Source organism: Ideonella benzenivorans (genome assembly GCF_020387415.1).
In the GTDB taxonomy this organism is placed as follows: domain Bacteria; phylum Pseudomonadota; class Gammaproteobacteria; order Burkholderiales; family Burkholderiaceae_C; genus Ideonella; species Ideonella benzenivorans.
Map to the genome: position 1 here is coordinate 86,895 of NZ_JAGWCB010000007.1, position 16,669 is coordinate 103,563.

General features: G+C 70.0%; 16 protein-coding genes and 1 CRISPR repeat array (1 of these 17 running past the window's edge). Of the genes, 15 read left to right on the top strand and 1 reads right to left on the bottom strand.

Annotated elements, in window-relative coordinates:
* Positions 1-2,079: direct repeats of the CRISPR family, unit length 29 nt; unit sequence GTGTTCCCCGCGAGCGCGGGGATGAACCG (it extends 3,199 nt beyond the left edge of the window).
* 283 nt (positions 2,080-2,362) lie between these two features.
* The 10 genes from KGA65_RS03465 to KGA65_RS03510 all read left to right on the top strand — a co-directional run bounded on the left by KGA65_RS03465 (position 2,363) and on the right by KGA65_RS03510 (position 9,644).
* Positions 2,363-2,797, top strand: a complete 435-nt coding sequence (locus KGA65_RS03465) for a Spy/CpxP family protein refolding chaperone (protein WP_225861755.1) — start codon at positions 2,363-2,365, stop codon at positions 2,795-2,797.
* A gap of 125 nt (positions 2,798-2,922) precedes the next feature.
* The gene (locus KGA65_RS03470) at positions 2,923-3,258 is read left to right on the top strand and encodes an ArsR/SmtB family transcription factor (protein WP_225861756.1); all 336 of its coding nucleotides are present in this window, start codon (positions 2,923-2,925) and stop codon (positions 3,256-3,258) included.
* 10 nt (positions 3,259-3,268) lie between these two features.
* Positions 3,269-3,781, top strand: a complete 513-nt coding sequence (locus KGA65_RS03475; RefSeq protein ID WP_225861757.1) for an ArsI/CadI family heavy metal resistance metalloenzyme — start codon at positions 3,269-3,271, stop codon at positions 3,779-3,781.
* Between the two features lie 8 nt (positions 3,782-3,789).
* On the top strand, positions 3,790-4,284 hold the full coding sequence (locus KGA65_RS03480; RefSeq protein WP_225861758.1) for an arsenate reductase ArsC: 495 nt from the start codon (positions 3,790-3,792) through the stop codon (positions 4,282-4,284).
* A 14-nt stretch (positions 4,285-4,298) separates the two neighbouring features.
* Positions 4,299-4,799 (top strand): arsenate reductase ArsC, encoded by a 501-nt coding sequence (locus KGA65_RS03485; protein WP_225861759.1) that lies wholly within the window; start codon positions 4,299-4,301, stop codon positions 4,797-4,799.
* Position 4,800: 1 nt separating this feature from the next.
* Complete coding sequence (arsB, locus tag KGA65_RS03490) at positions 4,801-5,868, top strand: ACR3 family arsenite efflux transporter (protein WP_225861760.1); 1,068 nt, start codon at positions 4,801-4,803, stop codon at positions 5,866-5,868.
* Positions 5,865-7,613 (top strand): arsenical pump-driving ATPase, encoded by a 1,749-nt coding sequence (gene arsA / locus KGA65_RS03495; RefSeq protein ID WP_225861761.1) that lies wholly within the window; start codon positions 5,865-5,867, stop codon positions 7,611-7,613. The genes arsB and arsA overlap by 4 nt, the downstream gene beginning before the upstream one ends.
* A gap of 3 nt (positions 7,614-7,616) precedes the next feature.
* Positions 7,617-8,213, top strand: coding sequence for a sigma-70 family RNA polymerase sigma factor (locus KGA65_RS03500; protein ID WP_225861762.1), 597 nt, complete (start codon positions 7,617-7,619; stop codon positions 8,211-8,213).
* Between the two features lie 86 nt (positions 8,214-8,299).
* Positions 8,300-9,352 (top strand): permease, encoded by a 1,053-nt coding sequence (locus KGA65_RS03505; protein WP_225861763.1) that lies wholly within the window; start codon positions 8,300-8,302, stop codon positions 9,350-9,352.
* A 58-nt stretch (positions 9,353-9,410) separates the two neighbouring features.
* Positions 9,411-9,644 carry a thioredoxin family protein gene (locus KGA65_RS03510; protein WP_225862172.1) on the top strand — a complete coding sequence of 78 codons (234 nt, stop codon included), beginning with the start codon at positions 9,411-9,413 and terminating at the stop codon, positions 9,642-9,644.
* 49 nt (positions 9,645-9,693) lie between these two features.
* Here the strand turns inward: KGA65_RS03510 and KGA65_RS03515 are convergent, their stop codons facing one another.
* Positions 9,694-10,368, bottom strand: a complete 675-nt coding sequence (locus KGA65_RS03515; RefSeq protein ID WP_225861764.1) for a TetR/AcrR family transcriptional regulator — start codon at positions 10,366-10,368, stop codon at positions 9,694-9,696.
* Positions 10,369-10,617: 249 nt separating this feature from the next.
* Between KGA65_RS03515 and KGA65_RS03520 the strand changes: the two genes are divergently transcribed.
* The 5 genes from KGA65_RS03520 to KGA65_RS03540 are packed head-to-tail and all read left to right on the top strand — an operon-like array spanning position 10,618 to position 16,644.
* Positions 10,618-11,793: an OmpP1/FadL family transporter gene (locus KGA65_RS03520; RefSeq protein ID WP_225861765.1), complete on the top strand. Its 1,176-nt coding sequence runs from the start codon at positions 10,618-10,620 to the stop codon at positions 11,791-11,793.
* Between the two features lie 13 nt (positions 11,794-11,806).
* The gene (locus KGA65_RS03525; protein WP_225861766.1) at positions 11,807-12,952 is read left to right on the top strand and encodes a VOC family protein; all 1,146 of its coding nucleotides are present in this window, start codon (positions 11,807-11,809) and stop codon (positions 12,950-12,952) included.
* Between the two features lie 13 nt (positions 12,953-12,965).
* A complete protein-coding gene (locus KGA65_RS03530) occupies positions 12,966-13,922 on the top strand; it encodes a fumarylacetoacetate hydrolase family protein (protein WP_225861767.1) in 957 nt (318 codons plus the stop codon).
* Between the two features lie 21 nt (positions 13,923-13,943).
* The gene (locus KGA65_RS03535; RefSeq protein WP_225861768.1) at positions 13,944-15,623 is read left to right on the top strand and encodes a bifunctional 3-(3-hydroxy-phenyl)propionate/3-hydroxycinnamic acid hydroxylase; all 1,680 of its coding nucleotides are present in this window, start codon (positions 13,944-13,946) and stop codon (positions 15,621-15,623) included.
* Positions 15,613-16,644 (top strand): alcohol dehydrogenase catalytic domain-containing protein, encoded by a 1,032-nt coding sequence (locus KGA65_RS03540; RefSeq protein ID WP_225861769.1) that lies wholly within the window; start codon positions 15,613-15,615, stop codon positions 16,642-16,644. The genes KGA65_RS03535 and KGA65_RS03540 overlap by 11 nt, the downstream gene beginning before the upstream one ends.
* Positions 16,645-16,669: the final 25 nt, after the last annotated feature.

Below are 16,669 nucleotides of genomic sequence, written 5' to 3' on the forward strand. Positions count from 1 at the left end.
CCGTTGCTCGATGTGTTCGACAGTGGTGTAGACGAGTGTTCCCCGCGAGCGCGGGGATGAACCGTACTACCAGAACTCCGCCACCTGACCGGCCGCGTGTTCCCCGCGAGCGCGGGGATGAACCGGACTGGTCGGATTACCAGCTAACCCCGCAAAAGTGTTCCCCGCGAGCGCGGGGATGAACCGCCCTCCACCACCAGCACCGAGCCCGCCGGCACGTGTTCCCCGCGAGCGCGGGGATGAACCGAACTCGCGCAGCAGCCCGCCGGCCATCTGGGCGTGTTCCCCGCGAGCGCGGGGATGAACCGATCATTTCCTTCTGGTGGGCCTGCACCATCGGGTGTTCCCCGCGAGCGCGGGGATGAACCGACCTGCTTCGTGGTGTCCGCGGCGGCGAAGGTGTGTTCCCCGCGAGCGCGGGGATGAACCGCACGTCTGCCCCCTGCAGTTCGACATCGTGGACGTGTTCCCCGCGAGCGCGGGGATGAACCGTGCGCAGGGCGGCCGGCAGAGGGCTGTTGTCGGTGTTCCCCGCGAGCGCGGGGATGAACCGGGACATGTGAATCTCCGTTCAATGGGTCTGGAGTGTTCCCCGCGAGCGCGGGGATGAACCGACCTTCAAGGCCCCGCCCCACCCCACGTACTGGTGTTCCCCGCGAGCGCGGGGATGAACCGGAAGCCGAATTTGCCGCTGCCAAGCTATACGAGTGTTCCCCGCGAGCGCGGGGATGAACCGCCATTCCGCCGCTGGGTGCTGGATGTGCTGGAGTGTTCCCCGCGAGCGCGGGGATGAACCGCGCGAGGCGCTGATGGCTCAGCTGCAGCACCTGTGTTCCCCGCGAGCGCGGGGATGAACCGGTCTTGCTCCGTACCTTCCAGCTCGTCACCGCGTGTTCCCCGCGAGCGCGGGGATGAACCGGAAACGCAGCGGTGAGAGAGCGGTTCGGTGCCGTGTTCCCCGCGAGCGCGGGGATGAACCGGTGAGCACGGTGCCAGATGCCGGCGCACTGGCGTGTTCCCCGCGAGCGCGGGGATGAACCGACCAGGCCCGAGGCACGGGGACACCTCCCCGCGTGTTCCCCGCGAGCGCGGGGATGAACCGGTTCGCCATGCTCGCTCGTTTCCTCCGCTGGTGTGTTCCCCGCGAGCGCGGGGATGAACCGTCTTCGAGATGTACGCCCAGCCCAAGGCCACGGTGTTCCCCGCGAGCGCGGGGATGAACCGCACTGGCTATTCTCACCTCTGCCCGGGCATGAGGTGTTCCCCGCGAGCGCGGGGATGAACCGTGGCCAAACCGCCAGCCTGCCCACCCTCACAAGTGTTCCCCGCGAGCGCGGGGATGAACCGCGCTTGCGGCCGGTGAGGATGCACCAGAGCGCGTGTTCCCCGCGAGCGCGGGGATGAACCGGTGGCGCTGTAGGTCACCTCCACAGTCTGGCCGTGTTCCCCGCGAGCGCGGGGATGAACCGCCGACAGATGGAAGCTATGGCCTCCTGATTCAGTGTTCCCCGCGAGCGCGGGGATGAACCGACGACATCTTTCAGCGCGCAAAAGAGCGCATCGTGTTCCCCGCGAGCGCGGGGATGAACCGGGCGTGGTGCGGGCCGGTCTGCCCTCGGTGCAGTGTTCCCCGCGAGCGCGGGGATGAACCGCCGCTGAACTTCGACGTCTGCACTTCGACGTTGTGTTCCCCGCGAGCGCGGGGATGAACCGACGAAGGCCTGGCGGTGCTGAACCGCGACGCCGTGTTCCCCGCGAGCGCGGGGATGAACCGTAGTTGGCCAACTCGACGTGAAATCCATTCACGTGTTCCCCGCGAGCGCGGGGATGAACCGATTGGGATGGTCGAGATCCTTGGGCATGGTGCGTGTTCCCCGCGAGCGCGGGGATGAACCGGTCTCGCTCCGTATGCTGTGACGCCGTCCAAGGTGTTCCCCGCGAGCGCGGGGATGAACCGTTTTCCGGCCTGCATCCCTGATGGCCAAGGCCGTGTTCCCCGCGAGCGCGGGGATGAACCGTGGGTAGCCGTGCCGAGGGTCGTGACTACAGCGTGTTCCCCGCGAGCGCGGGGATGAACCGAAGAGCCAGGAAACCGGCCAGCTGGCTGCCGAGTGTTCCCCGCGAACGCAGGGATGAGGACCGACGCATTTGCCCCAAACACCGTCCACCGGCGCCTTGAACGCCTACCGCGTTGCACGGTCCCGCAGCCTGAACCACAGGGTTGACCACCCTTGACATTCCCACCATGGCAATGAATAGGCTCGCACGGTCAGACTTTGCTGAGCCCTGTGAGCTCTCCTCGCGTTCAGGCCGCTCCGGTGCTGAACGTCATGTCCCACCCGACAGACGAAAGGATGCAGAAATGAACGTCAAACGCGCAGTGATGGCCACCGCCGCGGGGGCCCTGCTGGCCGTGGCCGCCTGGGCCCAGCCCAGCGGCTCGGGCTATGGCATGGGCGGCTACGGCATGGGCCCCGGCATGATGGGGGGGCAGAGTCAGGCCTTTGCCGATCTGAAGCTGAGCGCCGAGCAGCGCAAGAAGATCGACGACATCCAGGAAGAGACCTTCAAGGCGATGTGGCAGCTGATGGGCACCATGCATCAGCAGGGCTACCGCATGCACGATTGGGCCGGGTCGGGCCTGCTGGATGAGGCGGCTGCGCGCAAGGCCTACGAGCAGATGGCTGCCACGCAGAAGTCCATGTTCGAGCTGCAACTGGGGGCGCGCAAGAAGATCGACGCCGTGCTGACCCCCGAGCAGCGCGAGCAGCTCCGCAAGGCCTGGGCCGGTCGCTGACACAGCGCAGGTGGTCTGCCTGGGGCTGGCCGGGCAGGCTGGCCCCGGCGGATGGCAGGCCCGCGCCGGTTGAGCGCGTGTTCATCTGGCTTGACTTTCCTCTTCATTTCCATAATCATAAAAACATGGAAGAGAAGATCGCTGTTGCTTCATTGGCTGCGCTGGCGCAGGAAGCGCGTTTGCGCGTGTTCCGGGCCCTGGTGGGGGCCGGCCCCGATGGCATGACGCCCGGGGCCCTGGCCGCCATGCTGGATGTGCCGGCCTCCACCCTGTCCTTCCACCTGAAGGGGTTGGTGCATGCCGGCCTGGTGACGGTGGAGCGGGAAGGGCGCAATCTCTTCTACAAGCCCAACCTCCAGCAGATGAATGCGCTGCTGGCCTATCTCACGGCGCATTGCTGCCAGGGGCAGCCCTGTGATGCGCCGGTTTCCACCCCGAACTGCGGCACCTCCTGCTGCTGAAGGAACCTCCATGAAGCGCTTTCACGTTCACCTGCACGTTGACGACCTGGGTCAGAGCATTGGCTTCTATTCCAAGCTGTTCGCCGCAGAACCCAGCCGGGTCGAGGCGGATTACGCCAAGTGGATGCTGCAGGATCCGCCGGTGAACTTCGCCATCTCCACCCGTGGTAGCCAGCCGGGCATCGACCACCTGGGCTTCCAGACCGACGACCCGGCCGAGCTGGCCGAGATGAAGGCCCGCGCCGAGGCGGCCGACACGGCACTGCTGGACGAAGGCGAGACCACCTGCTGCTACGCCCGCAGCGAAAAGCACTGGGTCACCGACCCGCAGGGCATCGCCTGGGAGCACTTCCACACGCTGGGCAACATCCCGGTGTTCAAGGAAGCCGGCCAGGCCGACACCTCGCCCTCGGCCTGCTGCGCCCCGGCAGCGGCGCCGGAGCCTGCGGCGGCAGCTTGCTGCACGCCCAGCCGCGGCAAGCCGGTGGGCATTCCCGTGAAGTCCAGCTCCGGCTGCTGCTGAGGCCCACCATGCCCGACACGATCTACAACGTCCTGTTCATCTGCACTGGCAACTCCGCCCGCTCGATCCTCGCCGAGGGGCTGCTCAACGAGATGGGCGGCGGCCGGTTCCGCGCCTGGTCGGCAGGCAGCCACCCCAAGGGGACGGTCCACCCGATGGCCCTGGCCGTCCTGGCGGAGCACGGCATCCCGACCGATGGCTTTCGCAGCAAGGGCTGGGAGGTGTTTGCCCAGGCGGATGCGCCGCGGATGGACTTCGTGTTCACCGTCTGTGACCAGGCGGCTGGCGAGGTCTGCCCCGTCTGGCCCGGCCAGCCGATGACGGCCCACTGGGGCATGCCCGACCCGGCGGCCGTGCAAGGCGATGCCCAGGCGCAGCACCGGGCCTTTCTGGACACCTTCGTGACCCTGCAGCGCCGGTTGCGCCTGATGCTGTCCCTGCCGCTGGCCAGCCTGGATGCGCTGGCCATCAAACAAGAAATCAAGGACATCGGCACGCGCTGAGGCCTCTCCCGACCATGACCACCCACGTTCTGATTCTTTGCACCCACAACTCGGCCCGCAGCGTGCTGGCCGAGGGCATGCTCAACCAGTTGGCCGCCCGGCTGGGCAAGGATGTCCGCGCCCACAGCGCGGGCTCGGCGCCCAGCGGCCGCATCAACCCCTTCGCGCTGGAGGCGCTGGCCAACGCGGGCATCGACACCGGCGGTTTTCGCAGCAAGAGCTGGGACGAGTTCACCGGCCCGGACGCGCCGCCGCTGTCCATCGTCATCACCGTCTGCGACAGCGCCGCGGCCGAGACCTGCCCGATCTTCTTTGGCGGCCATGGCCAGCCGGTGAAGGTGCACTGGGGCTACCCGGATCCGTCCAATGCGGACGGCGTGGGCGACAAGCGCCGCGCCTTCGAGCTGACCCGCCAGGCTTTGGGCTACCGCCTGCTGCAGCTGCTGGCGCTGCCGCTGGAGACCATGGACCACGCCGCGCTGCAGGCCGCCCTGCAGGACATCGCCCGGAGCTGAGATGAACACCGCCACCACCGTGCCGCCGGCCGCCGCGCCGGCCCCCCTGAGCGTCTTCGAGCGCTACCTCAGCGTCTGGGTCGCGCTGTGCATCGTCGCCGGCATCGCGCTGGGCCAGGCGCTGCCTGGCCCGGTGCAGGCCATTGGCCGCATGGAGGTCGCCCAGGTCAACCTGCCGGTGGGCCTCTTGATCTGGGTGATGATCATCCCGATGCTGCTGAAGGTGGACTTCGGTGCGCTGCACCAGGTCAAGGCGCATTGGCGCGGCATCGGCGTCACGCTGTTCGTGAACTGGGCCGTCAAGCCCTTTTCGATGGCGCTGCTGGGCTGGCTGTTCGTGCGGCATGTCTTTGCGCCCTGGCTGCCGGCCGGGCAGATCGACAGCTACATCGCCGGCCTGATCCTGCTGGCCGCCGCGCCCTGCACGGCGATGGTCTTCGTCTGGAGCCGGCTGACCAACGGCCACCCGCTGTTCACGCTCAGCCAGGTGGCGCTCAACGACACCATCATGGTGTTCGCCTTCGCGCCCATCGTGGCGCTGCTGCTGGGCCTGTCGTCCATCACCGTGCCCTGGGCCACGCTGCTCACCTCGGTCGTGCTCTACATCGTGATCCCGGTGATCCTGGCCCAGCTCTGGCGCAAGGCCTTGCTGCGCCGCGGCCAGGCCGCCTTGGATGCCGCGCTGGCCAAGATCGGCCCCTGGTCCATCACCGCGCTGCTGGCCACGCTGGTGCTGCTGTTCGCCTTCCAGGGCCAGGCCATCCTGCAACAACCGCTGGTGATCGCGATGCTGGCGGTGCCCATCCTGATCCAGGTGTTTTTCAACGCGGGGCTGGCCTATTGGCTGAACCGGCGCGTGGGCGAGGCCCACAATGTGGCCTGTCCCTCGGCACTGATCGGGGCCAGCAACTTCTTTGAACTGGCGGTGGCCGCCGCGATCAGCCTGTTCGGCTTTGAATCCGGCGCCGCGCTGGCCACGGTGGTGGGGGTGCTGATCGAGGTGCCGGTGATGCTGCTGGTGGTTCGCTGGGTGAACCACAGCAAGAACTGGTACGAACACCGCACATGAACATCCTTCCGCAAGCCACCCGCTACCTGTTTTTCACGGGCAAGGGCGGGGTGGGCAAGACCTCGCTGTCCACCGCCACCGCCATCCAGTTGGCCGACACCGGGCGCCGGGTGCTGCTGGTCAGCACCGACGCCGCGTCCAACCTGGACGAGATGCTGGGCGTGCCGCTGCGCAACGAGCCCGTGGCGGTGCCGGCAGTGCCGGGGCTGTCGGTGCTCAACATCGACCCGCAGGTGGCGGCCGAGCACTACCGCCAGCGGGTGCTGGACCAGATGCGCGAGGCCTCCGAGGAGGAGCGGGGCACGGTGCGCGAGCAGCTCTCCGGGGCCTGCACGACCGAGATTGCGTCCTTCGACGAGTTCTCCAACCTGCTGGCCTCGGGGGCGCCGGGCTTTGACCATGTGGTGTTCGACACCGCCCCCACCGGCCACACCCTGCGGTTGCTCAGCCTGCCGCAGGCCTGGAGCGGCTTTTTGAAGGACAACGACCGCGGCGCTTCCTGCCTGGGGCCGCACTCGGGGCTGAAGATGCAGGAGTCGCGCTTCAACGCGGCGCTGGCGGCCCTGACGGACCCGGCCCGCACGACGGTGGTGCTGGTGGCCCGGGCCGAGCGCAGTGCCTTGAGCGAGGCGGCGCGCAGTGCGCAGGAGCTGGCGGCGCTGGGGCTGCGCCACCAGCGCCTGGCGGTCAACGGCGTCTTCCATGCCAGCGACGCCACCGATGCGGTGGCCCAGGCCATGGAACGCCAGGAGGCCGAGGCGCTGGCCGACCTGCCCGAGGCCCTGCGCGCGCCGCCGCAGGTGCAGGTGCCGCTGCGGCCCTTCGACACCATCGGTGTGCCGGCGCTGCGCCAGCTGCTGAGTGACGCGCCCTGGGCTCCGGCCACGCCGCCGACAGCCTTGCCGGCCCTGCCGGCGGACCCGCTGGCCAGGCTGGTGGACCAACTGGCCGAGGCCGGCCACGGGCTCATCATGGTGATGGGCAAGGGCGGCGTGGGCAAGACGACGTTGGCCGCGGCCCTGGCGGTGGGCCTGGTGCAGCGCGGCCACGCGGTGCACCTGAGCACCACCGACCCGGCCAACCACCTGGACATCACGCTGGCAGGTTCGCTGCCCGGGCTGAGCGTGAGCCGGATCGACCCCAAGGCCGAGACGGCGCGCTACATCGACAAGATCATGACGGCCCGCTCGCCCGGGCTGGACGCGGGTGAGCGGGCCCTGCTGCTGGAAGACCTGCAGTCGCCCTGCACCGAGGAGGTGGCGGTGTTCCACGCCTTCTCCCGCACGGTGGCCGAAGCGCGCAGCGCCTTCGTGGTGCTGGACACGGCACCGACCGGGCACTCTCTGCTGCTGATGGACGCCACCGGCGCGTACCACCGCCAGATGACGCGCGAGTTCGAGGGCCAGTCTCTGCATGTGGTGACGCCGCTGATGCGGCTGCAGGACCCGGACTACACCCGGGTGATCCTGGTCACGCTGCCGGAGGTGACGCCGGTGTCCCAGGCGGCGGCGCTGCAGGAGGACCTGCGGCGCGCCCAAGTCGAGCCCTATGCCTGGGTGCTCAACCGCTCGCTGCTGGCGGCCGGCACCCACGACCCGCTGCTGCAGGCCCGGCTGGCCGGTGAGCAGCGCCAGGTCGAGCGCGTGGCCGGCGGCCTGGCGCGGCGGCTTTTTGCCGTGCCCTGGCGGCCCGAGCCACCCGTTGGCCTGGCGGCGCTGGGGGCCTTGGTGGCCCCGCAGGGCTGAGCAATGGCCGCCCCGGACGCTCTGGCGCAGGACGGCCTGTCCTGCGTGGCGAGCGCCTGGCATGCGCACGAGCGCGAGTTGCGCGCCTACCTGCGCCACCACCTGGGGGAGAGCGCCCCGGCCGAGGACCTGCTGCAGGAGGTGTTCCTGCGTGCGCTGCGGCAGGGCGAGGCCTTTTGCACCATCGCGCAGCCGCGGGCCTGGCTGTTCCAGGTGGCGCGCCACGCGATGACGGACCACTGGCGGGCGCAGCGCCCCCAGGAGCCGGTGAGCGAGGCCCTGCCCCAGGAAGCGGCCGACCCGCGCGCGCCCGGGCTGGCGCCGGTGGATCACCTCGGCGACTGTCTGCTGCGGGTGCTGGGGGAACTGCGGCCAGACGATGCCGCCATCGTCCGCGCCTGCGACCTGCAGGGGCAGACGGTGCAGGCCTTCGCGCAGGCGCAGGGCCTCAGCCTGCCGGCCGCCAAATCCCGTTTGCTGCGGGCCCGGGAACGCCTGCGCACCCAGATGGTGACGGCCTGCCAGGTCCGCTTCGACAGCGACGGCAGTGTCTGCAGCCACACCCCCCGGGCCGACGCGCCGGCACCCGCCAGAAATTGATCCAGAGCAATTTCTGACGCGGGGCCGGGCTGCGCCCTGCATCCTTTTGCGCGATCGTCGTCTTCTCTTCAGAACAAGGAGAGGCCATGTCAGACGTCAGAGCCCGGCCCTGGGTCCGGATCCCCCAACAACATCCCCGCGCTGGGCTGGCCCTGGCGGCGTTGCTGTGGCTGGGCCTGTACCAGTTGCTGCAGCCGCTGTCGGCGGCGCTGGTGCGGCAGCTGCCGCTGGACCCGGCCAGCCCGCTGGGGTCGGCGGTGGAGTTCTTCTTCTACGACACCCCGAAGGTGCTGCTGCTGCTGACCGGCGTGGTGTTCGTGATGGGGATGGTGAACTCGTACTTCACCCCGGAGCGCACCCGCGCGCTGCTGGCCGGCCGCTCCGAAGGCGTGGCCAACGTGCTGGCGGCCTGCCTGGGCATCGTGACGCCGTTCTGTTCCTGCTCGGCGGTGCCGCTCTTCATTGGCTTCGTGCAGGCTGGCGTGCCGCTGGGGGTGACGTTCTCGTTCCTCATCTCGGCGCCGATGGTCAACGAGGTGGCCTTGACGCTGCTGTTCGGCATGTTCGGCTGGAAGGTGGCCGCGCTCTACCTGGGGCTGGGGCTGAGCGTGGCCATCGTCGCCGGCTGGACACTGGGGCGTTTGCGCATGGAGCGCTACCTGGAGGACTGGGTGACGCAGATGCCGCGCGTACAGGCTGCGGCGCCGGACCAGGGGCTGTCGCTCACCGAACGCATCCAGGCGGGCCGGGACGCGGTGCGGACCATCGTCGGCCAGGTCTGGCCCTACATCCTGATCGGCATTGCGCTGGGCGCGGCCATCCACGGCTGGGTGCCGCAGGACTTCATGGCGTCCATCATGGGCAAGAACGCGCCGTGGTGGGCCGTGCCGGTGGCGGTGCTGCTGGGGGTGCCGATGTACACCAATGCGGCGGGCGTCATCCCCATCGTCCAGGCCCTGCTGGCCAAGGGCGCCGCGCTGGGCACCGTGCTGGCCTTCATGATGAGCGTGATCGCGCTCTCGCTGCCGGAGATGATCATCCTGCGCAAGGTGCTCAAGCTGCGCCTGATCCTGACCTTCGCCGGCATCGTGGCCTGCGGCATCCTGCTGGTCGGCTTCGTCTTCAACCGCGTGCTGTGACACCACAGCCGCCCATCGTCCCCGGCCGCCTGGCGGCGGCCATTTTCAGGAGGAGTTCATCGTGGACATCAAGGTACTGGGCACCGGCTGTGCCAACTGCCGCAACACCGTGCGCGTGATCGAGGAGGTCGCGGCAGAGAAGGGCGTGTCCATCGCCCTGAGCAAGGTCGAGGACATCCCGTCGATCATGGGCTATGGCGTGATGAGCACGCCCGCCGTGGTGATCGACGGCAAGGTGGTGCACGCCGGCGGCGTGCCCTCGCGCGACAAGGTGGGGAGCTGGCTGGGCTGAGCCCGCCTGTCGGCTGCGGCTGGTGTGACCGACGACAGCTGTTCGGCGGTCAGTCCGCCAACGCCAGTGTTTCGGCAAAGAGCCCATTGCCGGGCCACTGGATGGTGCCCAGCCGTCGGGTCGAAATGGACTTGGCCTCCTCGCGATCCAATCCCAGGCCTCGCAAGGCGGCGGCCGCCGCCTGCTCGGCAAAGTCGGGTTCGCAGTCGGGGTGGAGCATGCAGTGCGCCGCACCGATCACCGACCCGGCGACGATGTTGAGGGCCAGGGTGATGGGCATGCGCGCAAAGCGTTTGGCCCGGATACCAGCGCTCAGGTCGCGCCGCACGAACTCGAGCAGCATGTCCTCGCTGTGCACATCGGGCCAGCCCAGCCGCACCAGAAAGGCCGCCATCACCGGCTTGTCGAGGGCTGTTCGTGCCACCAGACGGATGCCCCCGGCCACGCGCTCGGCCGGATCGTCAAAGCCTTGCACCAGCGGCTCGGCCATGCAGACCAACTCATTGGCGATCTGCCGGCCCACGTCCTGCAGCAGCGCGTCGGTGGACGGGAAGTACTTGTAGAAGCTGCCGCGCGAGACCTCCGCGCCCACCACCACATCGTCGATCGTCAGCGCGGCAGGCCCTTTCTCGGCCCCCACGCGCACGGCGGTGGACAGCAGCCGCATGCGCATGCGTTCCCGGCGTTCGGCGGCAACGCGGGGGCGGTGATCTTGGGTGGCCATGGCGACGGTTCCTTGCAGGTCGGGGCGAGGCCCTCTTCTGGGCAGCTGACATTTCCGTCATCTTGAACGGTTCTCCAGTATGAACCAGCCCGTCGGGATGGCGAGGGTGGCCCGTCCGTCCGCTTGACTTCGGGTAAACCCACTTATTCATATTCAACGTTCATGTCAGGATGACAAATATGTCATCTTGAAGGCGTGGCCTGAGATGACGACAAGAGCGACCCACGTTCGCCCATCCCAGGAGACACCATGCAAACATCACGTCAGTTCCAGGCCACGGTCCTGGCCGCAGCCCTGCTGCTTCACAGTGCTGCGCACGCCGTCAACGGCGCCCAATTGGGCGGCAATGGCGTGCGCAATGCCGCCATGGGCGGCGTGTCCATCGCGCTGCCACTGGACGCCAATGCGGGGGCCAACAACCCCGCGGGCATGGCCTTCGTCGGGCGCTCGGCCACGCTGGACGTGCAGCTCTTCCATGGCCAGTCCTCGGCCGACTATGTGCTGCCAGGCAACCGGCTGGACAACAGCCAGACGATCGTCGCCCCGCAGGGGGGCTTCAACTGGACGGTGTCGGACAGCCTGGCGCTGGGCATCAGCCTGCAAGGCGGTGGCGCGGGTGCCGACTACGGCCAGCCTGCCTTGCCCGTGCCGGGCGCGGGCAAGGCCCAGAGCATGCTGCGCGTGGCCGAGTTCATCCCCACCATCGCCTGGAAGCCGCGCGAGGATCTGGCCCTGGGCCTGGGCATCACCCTGGCCCGGGAGGACTTCAAGGCCGATGGCGTCATCGTCCCCGCGCCCGTGCCGGGCGGCCTGGCACCCCTTCCGGGCCATGGCACCGAGTCCACCACCGGCCTGGGCTGGCGCGTGGGCCTGCTCTGGAAGCCCGTGAGCGACTGGTCCCTGGGCCTGAACTACAAGGCCCGCACCGGCATGGGCCGGCTCCAGGGCTATGGCGACGACCTGCTGGCCTACAGCGACGGCAAGCTGGATGTGCCCGAGCAGTACGGCGTGGGCGTGGCCTGGCAGGCGCGGCCCGATCTGACGCTGGCGGCCGACTGGCTGCGCATCCGCTGGGGCGACCTGAAGGTCATGAAGGATCCCAACGGCTTCGGCTGGCGCGACCAGCCGGTGCTGCGCATCGGCGCGGCCTGGGCCCTGGATGCGCACCTGACCTGGCGCGCCGGCTTCAGCCACAACCGCGGCCAGATCGACAGCAGCCGCACGGTGCAGAACGTGCTCGTGCCTTCGGTGAACCAGAAGGCCTGGTCCACCGGCGTGTCCTGGACTTTCAAGGATGGCTCCGACCTGAGCCTGGGCTACGAGCTCAACCCTCGCACCACCTTGCGTGGCACCGGCCCCAGCACCGGCACCGACCTGACCAGCAAGATCCAGCTGCTGATGCTGGGCTGGCAGCAGCGCTTCTGACGGAGGACCTGCGATGAGCAACGCTTCGCGCGCCGTGCTGCGGCAGGCGCAGGCCTGTTTCCAGAGCCTGTTGCCGGCCGACGTGCAGGCGCTGGCGCAGCCCGAGCCCATCGGCCGCGCGGTGGAACTGGCCTTTCTGCGCTGGGAGAAGCGCCGGCTGGCGCCCACCGAGCGCTTCTGGCGCGACTTCGGCTTTCACGTCGTGTCCAGCGATGCGCAGCGCCTGGTCGCCCGCGCCAGCGGCCCGGCACCCTGCATCGCCCTGGCCACCCAGGGGGCGCGCAACCGCTTCGTGGGGCCAGCCTTTCGCATGTCCGAGGACACCGACCTGGCGCGCCTTGTGCGCGAGCTGGGTGGGCAGTGGCTGGCGCCGCAGGACATCCCCGGCGGCGGCGTGGGGGTGGCGCTGACCGACCCTTGCGGCCGCAGCGTGTGGCTGCTGCAAGGACAGCAGGCGCTGGCGCCGCTGCCCACCCGGGCGGCGCTGACGGCCGACACCAACACCGCGCACCACCGGCCGCGCGTCAACCGCATGGTGCGTGCGCCGATCGAGCCCGCGCAGGTGGTGCGGCTGGGCCACCTGGTGCTGCAGACCGTGGACTTTCCCGCCATGGTGGCCTGGTACCAGCGGGCGCTGGGCATCCTGCCCACCGATGTGCAGTACCTGTCCGATGGCAGCCCCGCGCTGGCCTTCTGTCGCCTGAACCTGGGGCCGCAGCCGGCCGACCACCACACCCTGGTGCTGGTGGGCGGCATCGAGGAGAAGCTGGAGCACAGCGCCTACGAGGTGGTCGACCTGGACGCCCTGGGCCAGGGGCAACAGGTGCTGCGGGCCCAGGGGCATCGGCACATGTGGGGCATCGGCCGCCATCTGCTGGGCAGCCAGCTGTTCGACTACTGGTTCGACCCCGACGGCTTCGAGTACGAGCACTACACCGACGGCGACCTCTTCACCGCCGACGTTGAACCCATGTACTCGCCGCTGGAGTTCGGCGGCATCTGGGCCTGGGGCCAGGACGCGCCGGCCTCCATGAAACCTGCCAAGAGCCTGCGCACGCTGTGGCGGGTGCTGGGCCTGCTGCGCAGCAAGCGCATCACGCCCCAGCGTCTGAAGCTCATGAGCCAGGCGCTCGACGCCCCGGCCCGTCCCTGGTCCTGAACCGCACCGCATCATGCCCATCACCCTGATCCGTTACACCCTGGATGACGCGCCCGACTGGGGCGTGCAGTTTGGCCCCCGCATCGCCCCCCTGGGCGTGGGCGGGCTCGGCACCGGCGAGCTGCTGTCCCGCCACTGGGAGCGCATCCACGCCCTGCGCCCCGAGCAGGCCACGCTTGATCGCAACCACGTGCGCCTGCTGGCACCGGTCACCCCCGACCAGCAGTTCCTCTGCCAGGGCGTGAACTACCGCAGCCATGTGCAGGAGTCCGGCCTGAAGCTGGCCGACTTTCCCTTCAACACGCTGTTCACCAAGGCGCCCTCGTGCATCACGGCGGCCGATGCGCCGGTGCAGCGGCCCGCGCATGTGCGCCTGCTGGACTACGAGATCGAGCTGGGCCTGGTGCTGCGCCGCGACCTGCCGGCCGGCACTGTGGTGGACCCGGAGCGGCTGGACCCCTGGCTGGCCGGCGTCACCATCGTCAACGACCTCTCGGCCCGCGATGTGCAGCTGCCCCAGGGCCAGTTCTACAAAGGCAAGAGCTACCGCGGCTTCGGGCCCGTGGGGCCAGGCCTGCTGTTGCTGAGCCCGGCGGAGTGGCGGCGCTGGCCCGAGCTGCACATGCGGCTGTCGGTCAACGGCCAGCCCCGCCAGGACGCCTACTGCCGCGAGATGATCCACGCTCCCGCCACCACGCTGACCGAGCTGGCCGCCCTGCAGGACCTGCGGGCCGGCGATCTGATCGCGACCGGCACCCCGGCGGGCTGCGCGGCGCGCGCCCCGGGCCGGCTGACGATGTTCCTGCTGCGGCACCTGGTGAGCGAATCCACCAAGTGGCGCCTGTTCATCGGCAAGGGCCAGTCCAACCCGGCCTATCTGCGTCCCGGAGACCGGCTGCAGCTGTCGATCCGCACCGACGATGGCGCCATTGATCTGGGCGAGCAGACCACCCTCATCACCGGCTGCTGAGCGGGCCACCAAGGAGACACCATGAGCACCCCCAACCCGGATCTGCGCTGGACGCAGGACAGTGAGCGCATCGAGGCCGACGTCGTCGTCGTGGGCCTTGGGCCGGTGGGCGCCGCGCTGAGCGTCCTGCTGGGCCGCTACGGCCTGCGCGTGCTGGCCATCGACAAGGCCACCGAGATCTTCACCAAGCCGCGCGCCATCGCGCTGGACAACGAGGCCCTGCGCATCCTGCAGATGGTGGGCGTGCGCGATGGCGAGTTCGCCACCGTCGCCATCCCGCAGGTGCAGTACCACTCGCCCTTGTTCGGCCGCTTCGCGCGCATCGGCACCGCCGGCATCATCGACGGCCACCCGATGCTGGTGACCTTCTACCAGCCCGAGCTGGAGGCGCTGCTGCGCCGCAAGCTCAGCGAATGCGCCAGCGTGCAGATGCGCCTGGGCACCGAGCTGCAGATGCTGCACGACGATGGCGAGCATGTGCACGTGCGGCTGCGCGATGCCGATGGCTCGCCCAGGCAGGCGCGGGCCCGCTTCGTGGTGGGCTGCGATGGTGCCAGCTCGCTGGTGCGCCGTCTGCTGGGCCTGGAGTTCGAAGGCCAGACCTTTGCCCAGGACTGGCTGATCGTCGATGCCCTGGACGTGCCCCAGCCGATCGACCACATCGAGTTCCTCTGCGATCCGCGGCGGCCCACGCCGCACATGGTGGCCCCCGGTGGCCGCCAGCGCTGGGAGTTCATGCTGCACCCGGGCGAGGACGCACAGGCCTTCGAGCGGCCCGAGGCCGTGCGGCGACTGCTGGCGCCGTGGTGCGACGCGGACCGCATCCACATCGAGCGCACGGCCGTCTACCGCTTCCATGCCCGCGAGGTCCGCGCCTTCTCCAAGGGCCGCTGCTTCCTGGCCGGTGACGCGGCGCATGTGACGCCGCCCTTTGCCGGGCAGGGCCTGGTGGCCGGCCTGCGCGACGTGGCCAACCTGGGCTGGAAGCTGGCCTGGGTGGTGCGGGGGCAGGCCGATGCCCGCATCCTGGACAGCTATGACCAGGAGCGCCGGCCCCATGCGCGAAAGATCATCAACCTGGCCCGCTTCCTGGGCTCGCTGGTGATGCCGCGCAACCGCGGGGTGGCCTTTGTGCTGCACGGCCTGATCCGCGCGGCACGGCTGCTGCCCCGGGGCCGGGCGCTGTTCGACGACCTCAAGCTCAAGCCCGAGAACACCTTCGACCAGGGTCTCTTCTGGCGCCACCGGCGGCAGGAACGGCTGCGCGCCGGCTCGTCGTTGCCGCAGGCCTGGGTGCGGCCGGCCGGGGGCGCGCCCATGCTCAGCGACGACGCCTTCGGGCCGCACTGGGCGCTGGTGGGCGTGGGGGTGGACCCTGCGGCCCACTTGCGCGCCGACCAGCTGCACCACTGGCGGGCGGCGGGCGGCAAGGTCTGGCAGTGGTGCCAGCGTGCGCAGGCCCAGCACCTGGCCAGCGCCGACCGCCGGCTGGAGGCGCTGGATGAGACGCTGCTGCCGCGCCGTGCGCCACTCGGCTGGGTGTTCATCGTCCGCCCGGACCGCTGCGTGATGGCCGAGGGCCCGGTGGAGGAGGTCGAATTCCTGCTGGACCAGGCGCTGCAGCGCCTGGGCGTGGGCGGGCCGACACCCAAGGCCACCGTGCCGGCCGTGCCGCGCTGGAGTGCCGCCGATGCGGCGTGAGCTGTGCTGCCTGGCCCCGGCCTCGCCCCCGCGGCTGCAGCTGCAGCTGCGCCAGGGGCCGGTGCCCGAGCCTCGGCGAGGCGAGGTGCGGCTGCGGGTGGAGGCCAGCGCGGTCAACCCGATCGACCTCAAGCGGGCCGCGGGCCACGGGCAGCGCCTGCTGGGGCTCAAGGGGGCCGGGCGCTTCCCGCTCATCCTGGGCAACGATGTGGCGGGGCGCATCGAGGCGGTCGGTCCGGGCGTGTCGGCCTGGGCGCCGGACCAGCGCGTTTTCGGCCTGCTGCCCACCGGGCGCCGCGGGGGCGCCCATGCCTCCCAGGTGGTGGTGCCGCAGCAGCTGTTGCAAGCCGCCCCGGAGGCGGCGGACGCCGCGGCCCTGGCCGTGCTGCCCTACAGCTTCACCACCGTGTGGCTGGCCGTGGCCGCCACGGGCCTGAGCCCGGACCGGGCGGCCGGCCGGCGTGTGCTGGTGCATGGTGCGGCCGGCGGCCTGGGGCGCCTGGCCTTGCCGTGGCTGGCCGGCTGGGGTTGTCAGATTACCGCCGTCTGCGCCACCGGCACCACCGAGGCCTGCCGGGCCCTGGGCGCACAGCAAGCGGTCGAGCGTGGGCCCGGGGTGCTGGCGTCACTGTCTGATGACTTCGACGTGGTGCTGAACTTCGCCAGTTGGGACGACGAGCCGGAACTGGCCGCCCACCTGGGCCCGCAGGCCCTGGGCCACGCGACGACCGTGCAGCCCTTGCTGGGCCACTTCGACCGCCTGGGCTGGTGGCGCGGCGCGTTGGCCTGCCGGCGTGACTGGCGGGCGATGCGCGCCGCCGTCGCCCGGCGCAGCCCGGCCGCGCGCTACGCCTGGACGGTGTTCCGGCCCGAACCGGCCGCCCTGGACGCCCTGGCCGCGGGCCTGCGCACCGGGCGGCTGGGCCTGCCGGTGGGCCTGGCCGTGCCCCTGGACCACGCCGAGCAGGCCTTTGCCCATGTGGCCGCCGGCCGGCTGGGCCGGGCTGTGCTGCTGCCCTGAATTCCATCGCCATCCCGACAAGGAA

Bases quoted from the DNA above. Each gene is read 5' to 3' on its own strand.
- KGA65_RS03465 (WP_225861755.1), top strand. From the start codon at position 2,363: ATGAACGTCAAACGCGCAGTGATGGCCACCGCCGCGGGGGCCCTGCTG.
- KGA65_RS03470 (WP_225861756.1), top strand. From the start codon at position 2,923: ATGGAAGAGAAGATCGCTGTTGCTTCATTGGCTGCGCTGGCGCAGGAA.
- KGA65_RS03475 (WP_225861757.1), top strand. From the start codon at position 3,269: ATGAAGCGCTTTCACGTTCACCTGCACGTTGACGACCTGGGTCAGAGC.
- KGA65_RS03480 (WP_225861758.1), top strand. From the start codon at position 3,790: ATGCCCGACACGATCTACAACGTCCTGTTCATCTGCACTGGCAACTCC.
- KGA65_RS03485 (WP_225861759.1), top strand. From the start codon at position 4,299: ATGACCACCCACGTTCTGATTCTTTGCACCCACAACTCGGCCCGCAGC.
- arsB (WP_225861760.1), top strand. From the start codon at position 4,801: ATGAACACCGCCACCACCGTGCCGCCGGCCGCCGCGCCGGCCCCCCTG.
- arsA (WP_225861761.1), top strand. From the start codon at position 5,865: ATGAACATCCTTCCGCAAGCCACCCGCTACCTGTTTTTCACGGGCAAG.
- KGA65_RS03500 (WP_225861762.1), top strand. From the start codon at position 7,617: ATGGCCGCCCCGGACGCTCTGGCGCAGGACGGCCTGTCCTGCGTGGCG.
- KGA65_RS03505 (WP_225861763.1), top strand. From the start codon at position 8,300: ATGTCAGACGTCAGAGCCCGGCCCTGGGTCCGGATCCCCCAACAACAT.
- KGA65_RS03515 (WP_225861764.1), bottom strand. From the start codon at position 10,368: ATGGCCACCCAAGATCACCGCCCCCGCGTTGCCGCCGAACGCCGGGAA.
- KGA65_RS03520 (WP_225861765.1), top strand. From the start codon at position 10,618: ATGCAAACATCACGTCAGTTCCAGGCCACGGTCCTGGCCGCAGCCCTG.
- KGA65_RS03525 (WP_225861766.1), top strand. From the start codon at position 11,807: ATGAGCAACGCTTCGCGCGCCGTGCTGCGGCAGGCGCAGGCCTGTTTC.
- KGA65_RS03530 (WP_225861767.1), top strand. From the start codon at position 12,966: ATGCCCATCACCCTGATCCGTTACACCCTGGATGACGCGCCCGACTGG.
- KGA65_RS03535 (WP_225861768.1), top strand. From the start codon at position 13,944: ATGAGCACCCCCAACCCGGATCTGCGCTGGACGCAGGACAGTGAGCGC.
- KGA65_RS03540 (WP_225861769.1), top strand. From the start codon at position 15,613: ATGCGGCGTGAGCTGTGCTGCCTGGCCCCGGCCTCGCCCCCGCGGCTG.